Here is a 14,471-nt window from a genome sequence, read left to right on the forward strand (position 1 = left end):
TCAGGCTTGCTTACTTGGCAGCAGCCGCCACCGCCAGCTCATGCCGAGCCTCGCGCTTGTTCTTGATCAGATAGCACACCCACATGAACACCACCCACACCGGAATCGCGTACACCGAGATCTGGATACCCGGGATCAGCAACATCACGCCGAGGATGAACACCACGAACGCCAGGCAGACGTAGTTGCCATACGGATACCACAACGCCTTGAACAGCGGTGCCTGGCCGGACTGATTCATGTGCTGGCGGAACTTGAAGTGCGAGTAGCTGATCATCGCCCAGTTGATCACCAGGGTGGCAACCACCAGCGACATCAACAACTCCAGTGCATGTTGCGGGATCAGGTAGTTCAGCAGCACTGCCACCAGCGTAATCGCCGCCGAAGCCAGGATCGAACGCACCGGCACACCGCGCTTGTCGATTTTCGCCAGGGCCCGGGGCGCATCGCCCTGCTCGGCCATGCCCAACAACATGCGGCTGTTGCAGTAGGTGCCGCTGTTGTAGACCGACAGCGCAGCAGTCAGCACCACGAAGTTGAGGATGTGCGCCGCCGTGTCGCTGCCCAGCATCGAAAACACCTGCACGAACGGACTGCCGCTGTAGGCATCGCCGGAGGCATTGAGCGTGGTCAACAGGCTGTCCCATGGCGTCAGGGACAACAGCACCACCAGTGCGCCGATGTAGAAAATCAGGATCCGGTAGATCACCTGGTTGATGGCCTTTGGAATCACGGTTTTCGGCTTGTCGGCTTCAGCGGCAGTGAAACCGAGCATCTCCAGGCCACCGAAGGAGAACATGATGATCGCCATGGCCATGACCAGGCCGCTCACGCCGTTGGGGAAGAACCCACCGTGGGACCAGAGGTTGGTCACCGACGCTTGCGGGCCGCCGTGACCGCTGACCAGCAGATAGCTGCCCAGGGCAATCATGCCGACAATCGCCACGACCTTGATGATCGCGAACCAGAACTCGGCCTCGCCGAAGACCTTGACGTTGGCAAGATTGATCGCGTTGATCAGGATGAAGAAGGCCGCCGCCGAAGCCCAGGTCGGGATATCCGGCGCCCAATAATGGATGTACTTGCCGACCGCGGTCAGCTCGGACATGCCTACCAGGATGTAGAGAATCCAGCAGTTCCAACCCGACAGGAACCCGGCGAAACCGCCCCAGTATTTGTGGGCGAAATGGCTGAAGGAACCAGCCACCGGCTCTTCGACGATCATTTCACCCAGCTGGCGCATGATCATGAAGGCGATGAAGCCGCAGATGGCGTAGCCGAGGATCATCGACGGGCCGGCTGATTTCAGTACCCCAGCCGAGCCGAGGAACAGGCCGGTGCCGATCGCGCCACCGAGGGCGATCAGTTGAATGTGGCGATTTTTCAGGCCGCGTTTCAGCTCGCCCGAATGCGAGTTTTGTCCACTCATGAAAAGGGTCTCACGCAAGGTTTGATGATGTTCGTTAGACGTTGCCGCTCGAATCGGATCTCAAGCAGCGCCGATCAAACCCCAGCGCAGGCACCAGGAATTCAGCGTTTTTACAACGGTCATGCGTCACCTGTTTGTTTTTATCTGTGACGAAATCGAACCCGACACGCTTGTGGCGTGGCGGAGTGAACAAGGCGGATAACCTTGAAAGTGCGTGGGTACGCGAAGGGTCACAGTAAAACGCGGCGCATTGTACACCGCTGACCCCCTGCTGCCAGACACCACCGGATCAGCGTGTCGTTTGCCGGGATCGCACGGGGCCGCCCCGAGCATGTCGGGCGGCTGCGAAAAGATATCCGGGCCCTTGCGAGCCGATGATGCGAGCGACGTAAAAAACGCCACCACGGGAGAATGGAAACGGAGCTACGGCGTTCATTGCGCCTCCTTTTTGTTATTCGCCTGCACGACAGGCATGGAGCGCATCTCACCCTTGAAGTGCGCCTGAAACAACCGGGCCAGAGCCTTCAAAACGACTTGGGCCAAGGCGATGCGGAAGCTTTTTCTTACACGCGAATAAAACCTCGCTCGCCGCCAAGACGACGGGCATTTTCTGTCAGCATTTCTTTACGAGACGTAACGCAAAATTTCCAGCTGGGAAACTATCGAGGCCTGACTGCAAATTGACGGTAGGTAGCTACCTATCAAAATAAGATGGCCAATCAGCTGTTTTCCAACGGTTAACCTGCGCTTAAAAAATGGAACAAAAAGTTCAAAAGAAAAAACTAAAATATTTTTTTGCATTCCAAAAAACCCTCGACTAGGTTTTCAGCCACTTGCCCAGGCATCGTGCCGGCGAGTTTTTGCGGTGCCGATTCTGCCGGGTTTGACTTGCCGAATCGGCCCGCGTTTTCCGCAAAAGTCATCTAGGAGATTCACTATGCAAGCACTGGACAAAGACTTGGAAACCGAACTGCAACTGGACGAATGGTTCGAGGCACCGACCCATGAAGCCGCCGTTGAAATGATGCAAGCCGACGCCGTCGTTCCGTTCGGCACGGCGATGTGGCCTCTGTAAGCGATACCCGGCGGAGCTGATCCGGCCGGTCGGCTCCGCCATCCTGCTGCCAGGAAGCTAAATCAATCGTCAGGGAAGAATAAGCATGGACACACAACGAGCCATCTCACATTTCCTTTACTACCTCGAACATCATCCCGCCCTGGCCGGCATCCAGCCCGCCAAGGTATTGCTCGGCCACACCGCCGATTACGAAGCGCTGGCCGGCAGCATTGCCGAACAGGCCGGCGGCACATCACCGTTCCGGTTCAGCGCCATGCGCCTGGACCTTGAAACCACGGAGCGGCTGTCCCAAGCGATTGCCGACAGCGACCTGTACATTTTCTTCTACGACTCTTCCACCCTTCCCAACCCGCGCCCCGACGGCCCCGATTTTGTCCGCGCGTTGCAAGGGGTGATGGCGGACAACTGGAAAAAATCACTGTTGTTCAAAGATTACGGTGAATACTTCTACGACACCTTCAGCGTGATTCCGCAGCGTATCGCCGGGCTCAACAGCCACCTGATCCGCCGCATGTCCCAGGCCACCACGTTGAGCTTCGAGGACGAGCACGGCTCGTATTTCGACACCGCGCTGAACGGTGTCAAGAAGTGGACCGACATCAACGGCGTCGGCAATTACGATTTGGCGCCTGGCGAAATCGCCACCCACAGCGACACCATCAATGGCCGGGTAAAATTCGTCGGCACCTTCCTCGGCACCATCCCCTTTGCGCGCAAATACGGCGTGCTGCAGTCGCCGTTGGAGCTGTGGATCGAAGACTCCACGATCCAGAAGATCGCCACCGATGTCCCGGGTCTTGAACACGATTTCAACCGGTACCTGGATGCCAATCCATCAAACCGACGCATCGAGGAACTGGGGATCGGCACCAACGAAGGGGTCAAGAGCCTGTACGCGCGCAATGCCGGTTTTGAAGAACGCCATTGCGGCCTGCACCTGGGGCTCGGTGGCGGGGCCAAGGGCAGCCATCACCTGGATCTGATTTTCGAAAGCGGTGTGCTGGCGCTGGACAAAGAGCCGATGTTCGATGGGCGGTTTGTGCTTTAGGCTGGGATTGGTTGTAGGACGGCTGCGTCATCGCGAGCAAGCTCGCGAAGGCAGACTCAAAGGCACAGCATCGCTAAAGCCAGACAAAAAAAACGCCAACCCCAACGGTTGGCGTTTTTTCTTGCAGCTAAACGCTGGAAGCTCGCAGCTGTTTACTCCGGCTTACGACGCCCAAACCCCGGACGCTGACCCGAACCTGCCGGTGCGCCACGGCGTTTACCCGATGGCGCGTCGCGGTCGGCCAGGATGATACCCGGGCGCTTTTTCGGCGCAGGTTTGGCCGGACGCTTGGTGTCAGCCGGGCGATCGGCCACTGGCGTACCGCGACCGGCCGGGGCGCGGCCTTCGCCCCGCTCGGTACGACCATTGGCCGGACGTGGCGCACGCGGGCCGCGTTCGCCGTCCTGACGCGGTGCAGGCTTGCGGGCCGGGCGCTCGCCTTCGATCTGCGGCTCACGGGAAGGACGTGGGCCAGTCGCTACGCCCTCGGCCGCCGGGCGCAGTGTACGCACGCGCTCGGTCTTGCCCATCGGACGCGAGGACTTGCGCTGCATCCGCTCCAGCTTGTCCTTGCTCTTGGCGGTCATCTGCGGCATTGCCACAGGCTTGAGGCCCACTTCAGCCGCGAGGATGTCGACTTCCTGCTGGGTCATTTCGCGCCAGCGGCCCATCGGCAGGTCGGAGTTGAGGAACACCGGGCCGAAACGCACGCGCTTCAGGCGACTGACCACCAGCCCCTGGGATTCCCACAGGCGCCGCACTTCACGGTTGCGACCTTCCATCACCACGCAGTGGTACCAGTGGTTGAAACCTTCGCCGCCGGGTGCCTGCTTGATGTCGGTGAAGCGCGCCGGGCCGTCTTCCAGCACGACGCCGGCCTTGAGGCGCTCGATCATCTCGTCATCGACTTCGCCACGCACACGTACCGCGTATTCGCGGTCCATCTCGTAGGACGGATGCATCAGGCGGTTGGCCAGCTCACCATCGGTGGTGAACATCAGCAAACCGGTGGTGTTGATGTCCAGGCGACCGATGTTGATCCAGCGGCCTTCTTTCGGGCGCGGCATCTTGTCGAACACGGTCGGGCGGCCTTCCGGATCGTCACGGGTGCAGATCTCGCCGTCGGGCTTGTTGTACATGATCACGCGGCGCACCGTTTCGGCGGCCTCTTCACGCTTGATCACCTTGCCATCGATAGTGATGGCGTCATGCATGTCGACACGCAGGCCCAAGGTGGCGTCTTTGCCGTTGACCTTGATCCGGCCCTGGGTGATCCAGGCTTCCACGTCACGGCGCGAGCCGACGCCGATGCGGGCAAGGACCTTTTGCAGTTTTTCGCCTGCGGGGCCGATTTCCTGGTTGTCGTTCTGGTCTTGGTCGTTCATTTCTGGGCACCTCCCGGTGTGGTCGAGCCAGGCTTGGCCTGACACTTTGAAAACAGGTCTTTCGGCGAAGGGATCGCCAAAGGGTCGCGAATCATACGCTCGTTGATGTGATTGCGCATCAGAGACTAGCTGATAGGAACGCGCTTAGCGTTTTTTCCGCCGACCGGTGGCGCCAAGCTTGATCAGGCGCAGCGCCGCCTCGGCCAGCACGACGCGCTTGTCGTCTTTATCGAGTTTTTTCCAGGTTTTGATCTCACGCTTGCTGCGCCCGCAGCCAATGCAAATATCTGCGTCGAACTTGCAGAGACTGATGCAAGGGTCGTTTGTGGAGTTCATGGTTCACTCGCCCTCGCAGAGGCGGAGGTTAGGCAGTATCAGTCCTCGAACTGGCGCCGTTCGTTTTCGATCGCTTCAGCCAAGGCGCGGGCCTCGGCCTCTTCGTCGCTCAGTTCGGGTTCCGGCGGCTCAAGGGCGGCAACCGCGGCGAGCAATTTTTCCCGGGCCTCGGCGACACCGAGAATGTCCTCTTCCGGCTCAGGCTCCGGTGCGTGCTCGATTTCATTCAGAGGCGGCGTTGGTTCATCCGCCTCGCCTTCCAGGCCAGGCTCCTTACGCAGCAAGTCATCGAAATCGGTCTTCAAGCCCTCCTCCATGCTGTCCAGTTCCAGCAACAACGAATGGAAACTGGTCTCCTCCTTCGGCTCCTCGGGCTCGGCACTGGCGTCGGCCAATTCTTGCAGGCCCTGGGGCACCGGAGCGTCCTCGAACTCCAGCGTCGGCGCAGGCTCCAGCTCGCGCAGTTCGGCCAGCGGCGGCAAGTCGTCGAGGTTCTTCAGGTTGAAGTGATCGAGAAAACCCTTGGTGGTGGCGAACATGGCCGGTTTGCCCGGCACATCGCGATAGCCGACGACGCGGATCCACTCGCGCTCCAGCAAGGTCTTGACGATGTTGCTGTTGACCGCCACGCCCCGCACGTCCTCGATCTCGCCGCGAGTGATCGGCTGGCGATAGGCGATCAGCGCCATGGTTTCGAGCAATGCGCGGGAATAACGCTGCGGCCGTTCTTCCCACAGGCGCCCTACCCAAGGCGCGAATTTTTCGCGAATCTGCAGGCGATAGCCGGACGCAACTTCCTTGAGCTCGAAAGCCCGACCCTCGCAGGATTTGCCCAGCAGCGTCAGCGCTTTCTTGAACACGGCTGGCTCGGGTCGCTCGCCTTCTTCGAAGAGTTCGAACAGGCGCTCCATCGATTGCGGCTTTCCCGAGGCCAACAGGAAAGCTTCAAGCAAGGGGGCCAGCTCGCGGGGTTCAGTCAGGTTCATTGATTTGCTCGTTATTCGGCTCGGGCTCGCACGTGGATCGCTGCGAACGGCTCATTTTGCACCAGCTCGACCAAGGATTCCTTGACCAATTCCAGGATCGCCATAAACGTCACCACTACGCCCAGACGCCCTTCCTCGGCGGTGAACAGCTCGACGAAAGGCACGAAGCCGCCGCCCTTGAGCCGTTCCAGCACATCGCTCATGCGCTCTCGGGTGGACAGCGCCTCGCGGCTGACCTGGTGACTTTCAAACATATCGCCACGGCGCAGCACCTCGGCCATGGACATCAGCAACTCCTCCAGGCTGACGTCGGGCAACAACTTGCGCGCCCGCGCCTCGGGAGCGTCGAGCTTGGGCACCACGACATCACGTCCGACCCGACTCAGGCCATCGATGCCTTCGGCGGCGGCCTTGAAGCGCTCGTACTCCTGCAGGCGGCGGATCAGCTCCGCACGTGGGTCATCCTCTTCAGTCTCGACCTCGGCCGAGCGCGGCAGCAGCATTCGCGACTTGATCTCGGCCAGCATGGCCGCCATCACCAGGTATTCCGCCGCGAGTTCCAGGCGCACCGACTGCATCAACTCGACGTAGCCCATGTACTGGCGGGTGATTTCCGCCACGGGAATGTCGAGGATGTTGATGTTCTGCTTGCGAATCAGGTACAGCAAGAGGTCGAGCGGGCCTTCGAAGGCTTCGAGGAAAACCTCCAGCGCGTCCGGTGGAATGTACAGGTCCAGGGGCATTTCCATGACCGCCTGGCCATAGACCATGGCGAATGGCAGCTCCTGTTGCGCGCCGGCCTGGCTGTCTACGCTGTCGACGGCAGTTTCCACAACGGACATTCAGGCCTCGACCATGAACGGGGTCGGGTCGCCGCAGCCAACGCGCACCACCTGCGGCTCGCCGTCGGCCAGGTTGATCACCGTGGACGCCTTCATGCCACCGGAACCGCCGTCGATGATCAGGTCGACCTGGTGTTCCAGTAGTTGGCGAATTTCATAGGGGTCGGTCAGCGGATCGGTCTCGCCGGGCATGATCAGCGTCACGCTCATCAGCGGTTCACCCAGTTCCGCCAGCAGCGCCAGGGCAATGGGATGGCTCGGAACCCGCAAGCCGATGGTCCGTTTCTTTGGATGCAGCAGCAGCCGCGGGACTTCCCGGGTCGCATTGAGAATGAACGTGTACGGCCCTGGCAAGTGAGCCTTGAGCAGACGGAAAGTACCGGTGTCGATCTTGGCGAACAGCCCCAACTGCGAAAGGTCGCTGCAGATGAGCGCAAAGTTGTGCTTGTCATCCAACTGACGCAGGCGTCGCACCCGCTCGACGGCATTCTTGTCGCCGATCTGGCAACCAATGGCGTAGGACGAGTCCGTGGGGTAAACCACTACGCCACCGCTACGGATGATTTCCACTGCCTGTTTGATCAGGCGCGCTTGCGGGTTTTCCGGATGAATCTGGAAAAATTGACTCACGTGTTCTACCTGTTCAGACGTCGGCGATAACGGGATCATGTTTGAATCTACACCATAGTGGTGGCAGATCTTCCGGCAACGGGCGGTATTCGCCAATTTCGGACCAGCCTCCCGGGCCATGGAAATCGCTGCCGGCGCTCACCAGCAATCCAAACTCCCGGGCGAGGATCGCCAGGCTGCCGACCTGCTCGGCCGGCTGATGGCCATTGACCACTTCGATGGCATGGCCCCCTGCTTGAATATAGTCGGCTATCAGGCGGCGGCGTTTGCTGCGGGTGAAATCGTAGTGCCAGGGATGTGCCAGGCTGATCCAGGCGCCGGCGGCCCGCAGCGTCCCGACCGTCTCCTCGAGCGTCGGCCAGTGCTGCTTGACGTCCCCCAGCTTGCCGGCACCCAGCCATTTGCGGAAGGCTTCGGCGCGGTCCTTGACGAAACCTTCGCGCACCATCCAGTCGGCAAAATGCGGACGGGCCGGCGCGTTGCCGCTGTCGCCCAGCTCCTGCTGGATCTGCCGGGCCCCTTCCAGCGCACCGGGCATGCCCTTGAGGGCGAGCTTGCGGCTGATCTCCTCGGAGCGCAGCCAACGGCCATCGCGCAACTCGGCGATGGCCTGGACCAGGGACGGTGCCGTCACATCAAAACCGTAGCCCAGCACATGGATGGTCGCCCCGCCCCAGGTACAGGACAACTCGACCCCGTTGACCAGTTGCATGCCCAGCGCGGTCGCGGCAGTGCGCGCCTCATCGAGGCCTTCAAGCGTGTCGTGATCGGTCAGGGCCAGGACTCGCACGCCGTGCTCGAACGCCCGCGCCACCAGAACCGCAGGCGCAAGGGCGCCATCGGAGGCCGTGCTGTGGCAGTGCAAATCAACATTCACGAGACTTTGTTACCTCAAATCAGCTGGCCCTATCGCGGCCAAGGATGTTTGTTATTATGCCGCCACATCCTGCTCCTGGCTGCCACTGTGAAACAATTCATCGATTTCATCCCGCTCCTGCTGTTTTTCATCGTCTACAAGCTTGATCCCCGAACCGTCGACTTCGCCGGTCATTCCCTGACTGTAGGGGGTATCTACAGCGCCACCGCGGTATTGATCATCAGCTCCCTGGTGGTCTACGGCGCGCTGTTCATTTCCCAGCGCAAGCTGGAGAAAAGCCAGTGGCTGACCCTGATCGCCTGCCTTGTATTCGGCAGCCTGACCCTGGCCTTCCACAGCGAAACCTTCCTCAAATGGAAAGCCCCGGTGGTCAACTGGCTGTTCGCCCTGGCCTTCATCGGCAGCCACTTCATCGGTGATCGCCTGTTGATCAAGCGCATCATGGGCCACGCCATCAACCTGCCCGAGGTGATCTGGACCCGCTTGAACATCGCCTGGATCGCGTTTTTCCTGTTCTGCGGCGCCGCCAACCTGTTCGTTGCGTTCACGTTCCAGGAGTACTGGGTCGACTTCAAGGTCTTCGGCAGCCTGGGCATGACGTTGCTGTTCCTGATAGGCCAGGGTATCTACCTGTCCCGACACCTGCACGATGCCGACCCCACCACGCCAAAAACCGAGGACTGACATGCTCTACGCGATCATTGCCACCGATGTTGCCAACTCCCTGGAAAAACGCCTGGCCGCCCGCCCCGAACATCTGGAGCGCCTGCAACAGCTCAAGGCCGAAGGCCGCATCGTGCTGGCCGGCCCCCATCCGGCGGTGGACAACAACGACCCGGGCGCTGCCGGCTTCACTGGCAGCCTGATCGTGGCCGAGTTCGACTCCCTGGCCGCCGCGCAAGCCTGGGCCAAGGCCGACCCATTCGTGGCAGCCGGCGTCTATGCCGATGTCGTGGTCAAGCCGTTCAAGCAAGTCCTGCCGTAACGCCCCCCGATGCGATGGGCCTTCCTGGCTCATCGCGTTCAATTGCTCATTGTTCTCGCCGGCCTGCCGACAACCTGTCTAATCTGCTTAATCTCGATTGGAATTCAGGAGTTGCAATGCGCAAAGGTCCGTTGTGCCTGTTGTTGGTCACGTTGGCGATCGGGGCGCCCGCCCATGGCGAGGAAAGCACCGAGGCCGCTCATTCAGCGCCGTTGTCCCTGAGCGCAGGCGGCCAGATCGCCGAATTGCAGCAACGCTTGAAAGACAGCGAGCGCATGCGCGAAGAACTGACCCAACAATTACAGAACGCCAATGGCGAACGCGAGACTGCGCTGGTGGGGCGGTTGCGCCAGGAAAACCAGCGCCTGAAGCTGCAACTCAAGGAAGCCCAGTCCAGCCCCCTGCCCCGCCTGCTGACCGAACAGCAACAGTGGTTCGTCGTCGGCGCAGGGGTAGCGCTATTGGCCCTGCTCTGCGGTATCTTTGCCAGCGGTGGACGTAGACAACGTCGGCAATGGCTAAATTGAGTGAGTCATGAGCGAGCTGTTACTGATAGATGATGACCAGGAGCTGTGTGAGCTCCTCGGCAGTTGGCTGGGCCAGGAAGGTTTCCAGGTCCGCGCTTGCCACGATGGCCTGAGCGCCCGCAAGGCCCTGGCCGAAACCGCCCCGGCGGCAGTGGTGCTGGATGTGATGCTGCCCGACGGCAGCGGCCTGGAACTGCTCAAGCAATTGCGCAACGAACATCCGGAGCTGCCGGTGCTGATGCTCTCGGCACGTGGCGAACCGCTGGACCGCATCCTCGGCCTCGAACTGGGCGCCGACGATTACCTGGCCAAGCCCTGCGACCCCCGAGAACTGACCGCCCGCCTGCGCGCCGTGCTGCGGCGCAGCCATCCTGCGGCCGTGTCCAGCCAGATCGAACTGGGAGACCTGACCTTCAGCCCGGTCCGGGGCGTGGTCAGTATCGATGAACAGGAACAAACCCTCACCGTGTCCGAAAGCCGCCTGCTCGAAGCGCTGCTCAAGCAGCCGGGCGAGCCGCTGGACAAACAGGAGCTGGCGCAGCTCGCCCTGGGCCGCAAGCTGACCCTGTACGACCGCAGCCTGGATATGCACGTGAGCAACCTGCGCAAGAAAATCGGCCCCCACCCCGACGGCCGTCCACGGATCGTGGCGCTGCGTAGCCGGGGTTATTACTACAGCCTTTAAGGCACTGCGCCGATCTTTTGTGGCGCGGGGATTCATCCCCTCGCCACAGTAATCCTATCGCCACAACTTTTGTGTTTGGCTCATGCTGTTTTGTCAGGCCTGCACCAAACCGTCTTTACCCAAGCTTTACCCACCGCTGACCGCCGCTGACCTTGATCTCAGTAATCTGCACACATCCGGAACTGACCGGGAATGAGACAAGGAGAGACACCATGCGCAAGACCCTTACCGCCCTGCTGTTCGCCGCCGCCCTGCCGACCGTCGCCATGGCCATGCCCGAAGGTCCAGGTCCGATGGGGCCGATGGACGGCCCGCGTCACGGCGGCCAGATGCACGATAAAGGCCCGTACAGCCAACTGGACCTGAGCCGCGAACAACGCCAGCAGATTCGCCAGATCATGGGCGAGCAGCGCCACGAACAACGGGAACTGGTGGACAAATACCTGGCCAAGCTGTCGCCAGCCGACCAGAAAGCCATGAAGGACGAAATGGAGGCTCGGCATCAGAAAGTCGATGCACAGATCCGCGGCCTGTTGAAACCTGAGCAGCAGAAGGAATTCGACGCGATTCAGAAAAAACAGGCCGAGCGTCGGGCCGAGTGGGCCGAATTCAAGGCCTGGAAAGCGCAACAACCGCAAAAAGCGCAATAATGCAGTGAAATGCCCCAGCCCAACGGCACACCGCCGTTGGGCTTTCTTTGTTTTTTGAGGATAACTCCGTGCGCTCATTGTTCTGGCGCGTCCTGGCCAGCTTCTGGCTGGCCATCGCTCTGGTGGCGGGACTTTCGATTCTCCTGGGCCACATGTTGAACCAGGACGCCTGGATCCTCAGCCGCCATCCAGGTCTCAACACCCTGGCCGAGGAGTGGACGCAGACTTACGAAAGCCAGGGCGAAGATGCCGCCCAGGACATCCTCAAACAGCGCAAGCGCCAGTACCACATTGACGTCCAGGTACTCAATGAAAGCGGCGATCCGGTGGTGCGTGGCACGTTCCCGCATCGTGCCGCCGCCTTCGAAGCGCGACAGAACAACGATGATCGACGCCTGCCCTGGCGGCGCCTGACCGACGAATTCACCAGTGCCAAGACCGGCGACACGTACCTGTTCATCTACCGCATACCCCACCCCGAATTGGACGCCTGGCACCGCGGCAGCTTGCTTTGGCCCCTCAGCGCCCTGGCGATTGCCCTGGTGGTACTGACCTTGTTCAGCCTGTTGGTGACCCTCTCCATCACCCGGCCGCTGAGCCGCCTGCGCGGCGCGGTGCATGATCTGGGACAGGCAACCTATCAGCAGAACAGCCTCGCCAAACTGGCCAACCGCCGGGACGAGTTCGGCGTGCTGGCCACTGATTTCAACCGCATGGGCGCGCGCCTGCAAAGCCTGATTGCCAGCCAGCGCCAATTGCTGCGCGACGTCTCCCACGAATTGCGCTCGCCCCTGGCCCGACTGCGCATCGCCCTGGCGCTGGCAGAGCGGGCCAGCCCCGAAGAGCGCGAGAAACTCTGGCCGCGCCTGACCCGCGAGTGCGATCGCCTGGAGGCGCTGATCAGTGAAATCCTGGTCCTGGCACGGGTCGATGCCGACAACGCCAGCGCCGAGGAGGTCGATCTCAATGGCCTGCTGGTCACCCTGCAAAAAGACGCCCAGATGGCTTCGCCAGATCAGATCGTGCAACTGGAAGCGGAGCCGAACCTGATCCTCAAGGGCTGGCCGACCATGATCGAGCGGGCCGTGGATAACCTGTTGCGCAATGCCCAGCGCTTCAGTCCGGACGGGCAGCCCATCGAAATGCGCGCGGTGCGCCAGGGGGAGCGAATCCTGCTCAGCGTGCGCGATCACGGGCCAGGCGTTGAGGCCGAGCATCTGGGCCAATTGGGTGAACCTTTCTACCGCGCCCCCGGCCAGACCGCCGCCGGCCACGGCCTGGGCCTGGCCATCGCGCGCCGCGCCGCCGAACGCCATGGCGGTGCATTGGGACTGGCCAATCATCCTGAGGGCGGGTTCATTGCGACGCTGGAGCTGCCCTTGGTGCCGGGGGCTGTCGTCCAGCCGTAACTCAAGACGAACTATTCAACCTGTGGCGAGGGTCAGTCCATCCTTGAGTGAGCCCTCCCATCAAAGCGGCTCTCACCAACCAAACGATAATTCCTCTTATTCAAACTGCCCCGCCCTGTTAGACTTTGCGCCCTCGTTTTCACTCATCCCCCGGGACGCCCGATGCCGCCGTTGCCTCTTCGTTTATGTGCACTGTTCATGGCCCTGGGCCTGAGTGCCTGCGACGATGCCCCGCGTTTTACCCAGGCCGAACCGGGTGAAGCCCGTTCCGGTGGCGCCGCGACGGTCCGCAAGAGTGATCAGAACGCCTTTTCCCTGCCCTCGGCCAACCTGCCGCCCTCGCGGCGCGTGGACTTCAGCGTTGGCAACAGTTTCTTCCGCAGCCCATGGGTGATTGCGCCGTCGACCACCACCGCCCGCGATGGCCTCGGACCGCTGTTCAATACCAACGCCTGCCAGAATTGCCATATCAAGGACGGACGCGGCCACCCGCCAGCGCCAGGTGCGAGTAGCGCGGTATCGATGCTGGTGCGCCTGTCGATCCCCGATGCAGCGCCGTACGCCAAGGTCATCGAACGACTCGGCGTCGTGCCGGAGCCGGTCTATGGCGGGCAGCTGCAAGACATGTCGGTACCGGGCGTCACGCCGGAAGGCAAGGTGCGCGTCGATTACACCCCGGTGCCGGTACGTTTTGCGGACGGCACCGTGGTGGAATTGCGCAAGCCGACCTTGAAGATTACTCAACTGGGTTATGGCCCGATGCACCCCGACACACGCTTTTCGGCCCGCGTCGCACCGCCGATGATCGGCCTGGGTCTGCTCGAGGCCATCCCCGATGACGCCATCCTGGCGAATGCGCAGGCGCAAGTGCGGGAAAAAAACGGCATCGCCGGCCGTCCGAACATGGTCTGGGACGATGTCCAACAAAAGACCGTGCCGGGGCGTTTCGGCTGGAAGGCCGGCCAGCCGAACCTCAATCAACAGAATGTCCACGCTTTTTCCGGCGACATGGGCCTGACCACCAGCCTGCGGCCGTTCGACGACTGCACCGAGGCCCAGGTCGACTGCAAACGCGCACCCAACGGCAACGGCCCGGAGGGCGAACCGGAAGTCAGCGATAACATTCTGCGCCTGGTGTTGTTCTACAGCCGCAACCTCGCGGTGCCGGCCCGCCGCGACGTGGATTCGCCCCAGGTGCTGGCGGGCAAGAATCTGTTTTTCCAGGCGGGCTGCCAGTCCTGCCACACCCCTGAATACACCACGTCCGCCAAGGCTGCCGAACCGGAGCTGGCAAACCAGGTCATCCGTCCCTACACCGACCTGCTGTTGCATGACATGGGCGAAGGCCTGGCTGATAACCGCAGCGAGTTCAAGGCCAGCGGTCGTGACTGGCGGACCCCGCCGCTGTGGGGCATCGGCCTGACCGAAACCGTTAACGGCCATACCCAGTTCCTGCATGACGGTCGCGCCCGAAACCTCCTCGAAGCCGTGCTCTGGCATGGTGGCGAAGCCCAGGCGGCGCAGCGACAGGTCCTAGCATTCAACGCCGAACAGCGCGCTGCGCTATTGGCTTTCCTGAATTCCCTTTAAACGTAATTTCCGAA

At 61.4% G+C, this 14,471-nt stretch carries 16 protein-coding genes; 9 read left to right on the forward strand and 7 right to left on the reverse strand.

The genetic code is table 11. From position 1 onward, the window contains the following. Positions 1 to 10 precede the first annotated feature (10 nt). Entirely contained in the window at positions 11 to 1,429 is a 1,419-nt protein-coding gene (locus JZ00_RS15480) for an amino acid permease (RefSeq protein WP_039591797.1), read from the reverse strand. Between the two features lie 937 nt (positions 1,430 to 2,366). Here JZ00_RS15480 and JZ00_RS31250 point away from each other — a divergent pair. Both JZ00_RS31250 and JZ00_RS15490 read left to right on the forward strand, forming a co-directional pair. Then, the gene (locus JZ00_RS31250) at positions 2,367 to 2,504 is read left to right on the forward strand and encodes a hypothetical protein (RefSeq protein ID WP_003178782.1); all 138 of its coding nucleotides are present in this window, start codon (positions 2,367 to 2,369) and stop codon (positions 2,502 to 2,504) included. A gap of 85 nt (positions 2,505 to 2,589) precedes the next feature. Continuing rightward, on the forward strand, positions 2,590 to 3,555 hold the full coding sequence (locus JZ00_RS15490) for a M29 family metallopeptidase (RefSeq protein WP_039591796.1): 966 nt from the start codon (positions 2,590 to 2,592) through the stop codon (positions 3,553 to 3,555). 152 nt (positions 3,556 to 3,707) lie between these two features. Here the strand turns inward: JZ00_RS15490 and rluB are convergent, their stop codons facing one another. The 6 genes from rluB to JZ00_RS15520 form a co-directional block, all read right to left on the reverse strand. Further along, a complete protein-coding gene (gene rluB, locus JZ00_RS15495) occupies positions 3,708 to 4,940 on the reverse strand; it encodes a 23S rRNA pseudouridine(2605) synthase RluB (protein ID WP_039591795.1) in 1,233 nt (410 codons plus the stop codon). Between the two features lie 144 nt (positions 4,941 to 5,084). Continuing rightward, positions 5,085 to 5,276, reverse strand: a complete 192-nt coding sequence (locus JZ00_RS15500) for a DUF1289 domain-containing protein (RefSeq protein ID WP_039591794.1) — start codon at positions 5,274 to 5,276, stop codon at positions 5,085 to 5,087. 38 nt (positions 5,277 to 5,314) lie between these two features. Then, on the reverse strand, positions 5,315 to 6,262 hold the full coding sequence (gene scpB, locus JZ00_RS15505) for an SMC-Scp complex subunit ScpB (protein WP_039591793.1): 948 nt from the start codon (positions 6,260 to 6,262) through the stop codon (positions 5,315 to 5,317). 11 nt (positions 6,263 to 6,273) lie between these two features. Further along, positions 6,274 to 6,972, reverse strand: a complete 699-nt coding sequence (locus JZ00_RS15510) for a segregation and condensation protein A (protein ID WP_196304798.1) — start codon at positions 6,970 to 6,972, stop codon at positions 6,274 to 6,276. 132 nt (positions 6,973 to 7,104) lie between these two features. After that, the gene (locus tag JZ00_RS15515; RefSeq protein WP_039591791.1) at positions 7,105 to 7,734 is read right to left on the reverse strand and encodes an L-threonylcarbamoyladenylate synthase; all 630 of its coding nucleotides are present in this window, start codon (positions 7,732 to 7,734) and stop codon (positions 7,105 to 7,107) included. A 13-nt stretch (positions 7,735 to 7,747) separates the two neighbouring features. Beyond that, a complete protein-coding gene (locus JZ00_RS15520; RefSeq protein ID WP_039591790.1) occupies positions 7,748 to 8,611 on the reverse strand; it encodes a PHP domain-containing protein in 864 nt (287 codons plus the stop codon). A gap of 87 nt (positions 8,612 to 8,698) precedes the next feature. Between JZ00_RS15520 and JZ00_RS15525 the strand changes: the two genes are divergently transcribed. From JZ00_RS15525 to JZ00_RS15555, 7 genes are all read left to right on the forward strand, one after another. Beyond that, positions 8,699 to 9,295, forward strand: coding sequence for a septation protein A (locus tag JZ00_RS15525; RefSeq protein ID WP_039591934.1), 597 nt, complete (start codon positions 8,699 to 8,701; stop codon positions 9,293 to 9,295). A 1-nt stretch (position 9,296) separates the two neighbouring features. Then, the gene (locus JZ00_RS15530) at positions 9,297 to 9,596 is read left to right on the forward strand and encodes a YciI family protein (RefSeq protein WP_039591789.1); all 300 of its coding nucleotides are present in this window, start codon (positions 9,297 to 9,299) and stop codon (positions 9,594 to 9,596) included. Between the two features lie 116 nt (positions 9,597 to 9,712). After that, positions 9,713 to 10,123, forward strand: a complete 411-nt coding sequence (locus tag JZ00_RS15535; protein WP_039591788.1) for a translation initiation factor 2 — start codon at positions 9,713 to 9,715, stop codon at positions 10,121 to 10,123. 7 nt (positions 10,124 to 10,130) lie between these two features. Beyond that, positions 10,131 to 10,808, forward strand: a complete 678-nt coding sequence (locus tag JZ00_RS15540; protein ID WP_039591787.1) for a response regulator transcription factor — start codon at positions 10,131 to 10,133, stop codon at positions 10,806 to 10,808. Between the two features lie 212 nt (positions 10,809 to 11,020). Then, positions 11,021 to 11,458, forward strand: coding sequence for a Spy/CpxP family protein refolding chaperone (locus JZ00_RS15545; RefSeq protein WP_039591786.1), 438 nt, complete (start codon positions 11,021 to 11,023; stop codon positions 11,456 to 11,458). Positions 11,459 to 11,526: 68 nt separating this feature from the next. Next, entirely contained in the window at positions 11,527 to 12,867 is a 1,341-nt protein-coding gene (locus JZ00_RS15550) for a sensor histidine kinase (RefSeq protein ID WP_039591785.1), read from the forward strand. A gap of 162 nt (positions 12,868 to 13,029) precedes the next feature. Further along, a complete protein-coding gene (locus tag JZ00_RS15555; protein ID WP_039591784.1) occupies positions 13,030 to 14,457 on the forward strand; it encodes a di-heme oxidoreductase family protein in 1,428 nt (475 codons plus the stop codon). Positions 14,458 to 14,471 lie beyond the last annotated feature (14 nt).

This window comes from Pseudomonas frederiksbergensis (assembly GCF_000802155.2).
GTDB lineage: Bacteria > Pseudomonadota > Gammaproteobacteria > Pseudomonadales > Pseudomonadaceae > Aquipseudomonas > Aquipseudomonas frederiksbergensis_A.

Excerpts from the sequence above, each read along its gene's own strand:
- JZ00_RS15480 (WP_039591797.1), bottom strand. The coding sequence starts at position 1,429 with ATGAGTGGACAAAACTCGCATTCGGGCGAGCTGAAACGCGGCCTGAAA.
- JZ00_RS31250 (WP_003178782.1), top strand. The coding sequence starts at position 2,367 with ATGCAAGCACTGGACAAAGACTTGGAAACCGAACTGCAACTGGACGAA.
- JZ00_RS15490 (WP_039591796.1), top strand. The coding sequence starts at position 2,590 with ATGGACACACAACGAGCCATCTCACATTTCCTTTACTACCTCGAACAT.
- rluB (WP_039591795.1), bottom strand. The coding sequence starts at position 4,940 with ATGAACGACCAAGACCAGAACGACAACCAGGAAATCGGCCCCGCAGGC.
- JZ00_RS15500 (WP_039591794.1), bottom strand. The coding sequence starts at position 5,276 with ATGAACTCCACAAACGACCCTTGCATCAGTCTCTGCAAGTTCGACGCA.
- scpB (WP_039591793.1), bottom strand. The coding sequence starts at position 6,262 with ATGAACCTGACTGAACCCCGCGAGCTGGCCCCCTTGCTTGAAGCTTTC.
- JZ00_RS15530 (WP_039591789.1), top strand. The coding sequence starts at position 9,297 with ATGCTCTACGCGATCATTGCCACCGATGTTGCCAACTCCCTGGAAAAA.
- JZ00_RS15535 (WP_039591788.1), top strand. The coding sequence starts at position 9,713 with ATGCGCAAAGGTCCGTTGTGCCTGTTGTTGGTCACGTTGGCGATCGGG.
- JZ00_RS15540 (WP_039591787.1), top strand. The coding sequence starts at position 10,131 with ATGAGCGAGCTGTTACTGATAGATGATGACCAGGAGCTGTGTGAGCTC.
- JZ00_RS15545 (WP_039591786.1), top strand. The coding sequence starts at position 11,021 with ATGCGCAAGACCCTTACCGCCCTGCTGTTCGCCGCCGCCCTGCCGACC.
- JZ00_RS15555 (WP_039591784.1), top strand. The coding sequence starts at position 13,030 with ATGCCGCCGTTGCCTCTTCGTTTATGTGCACTGTTCATGGCCCTGGGC.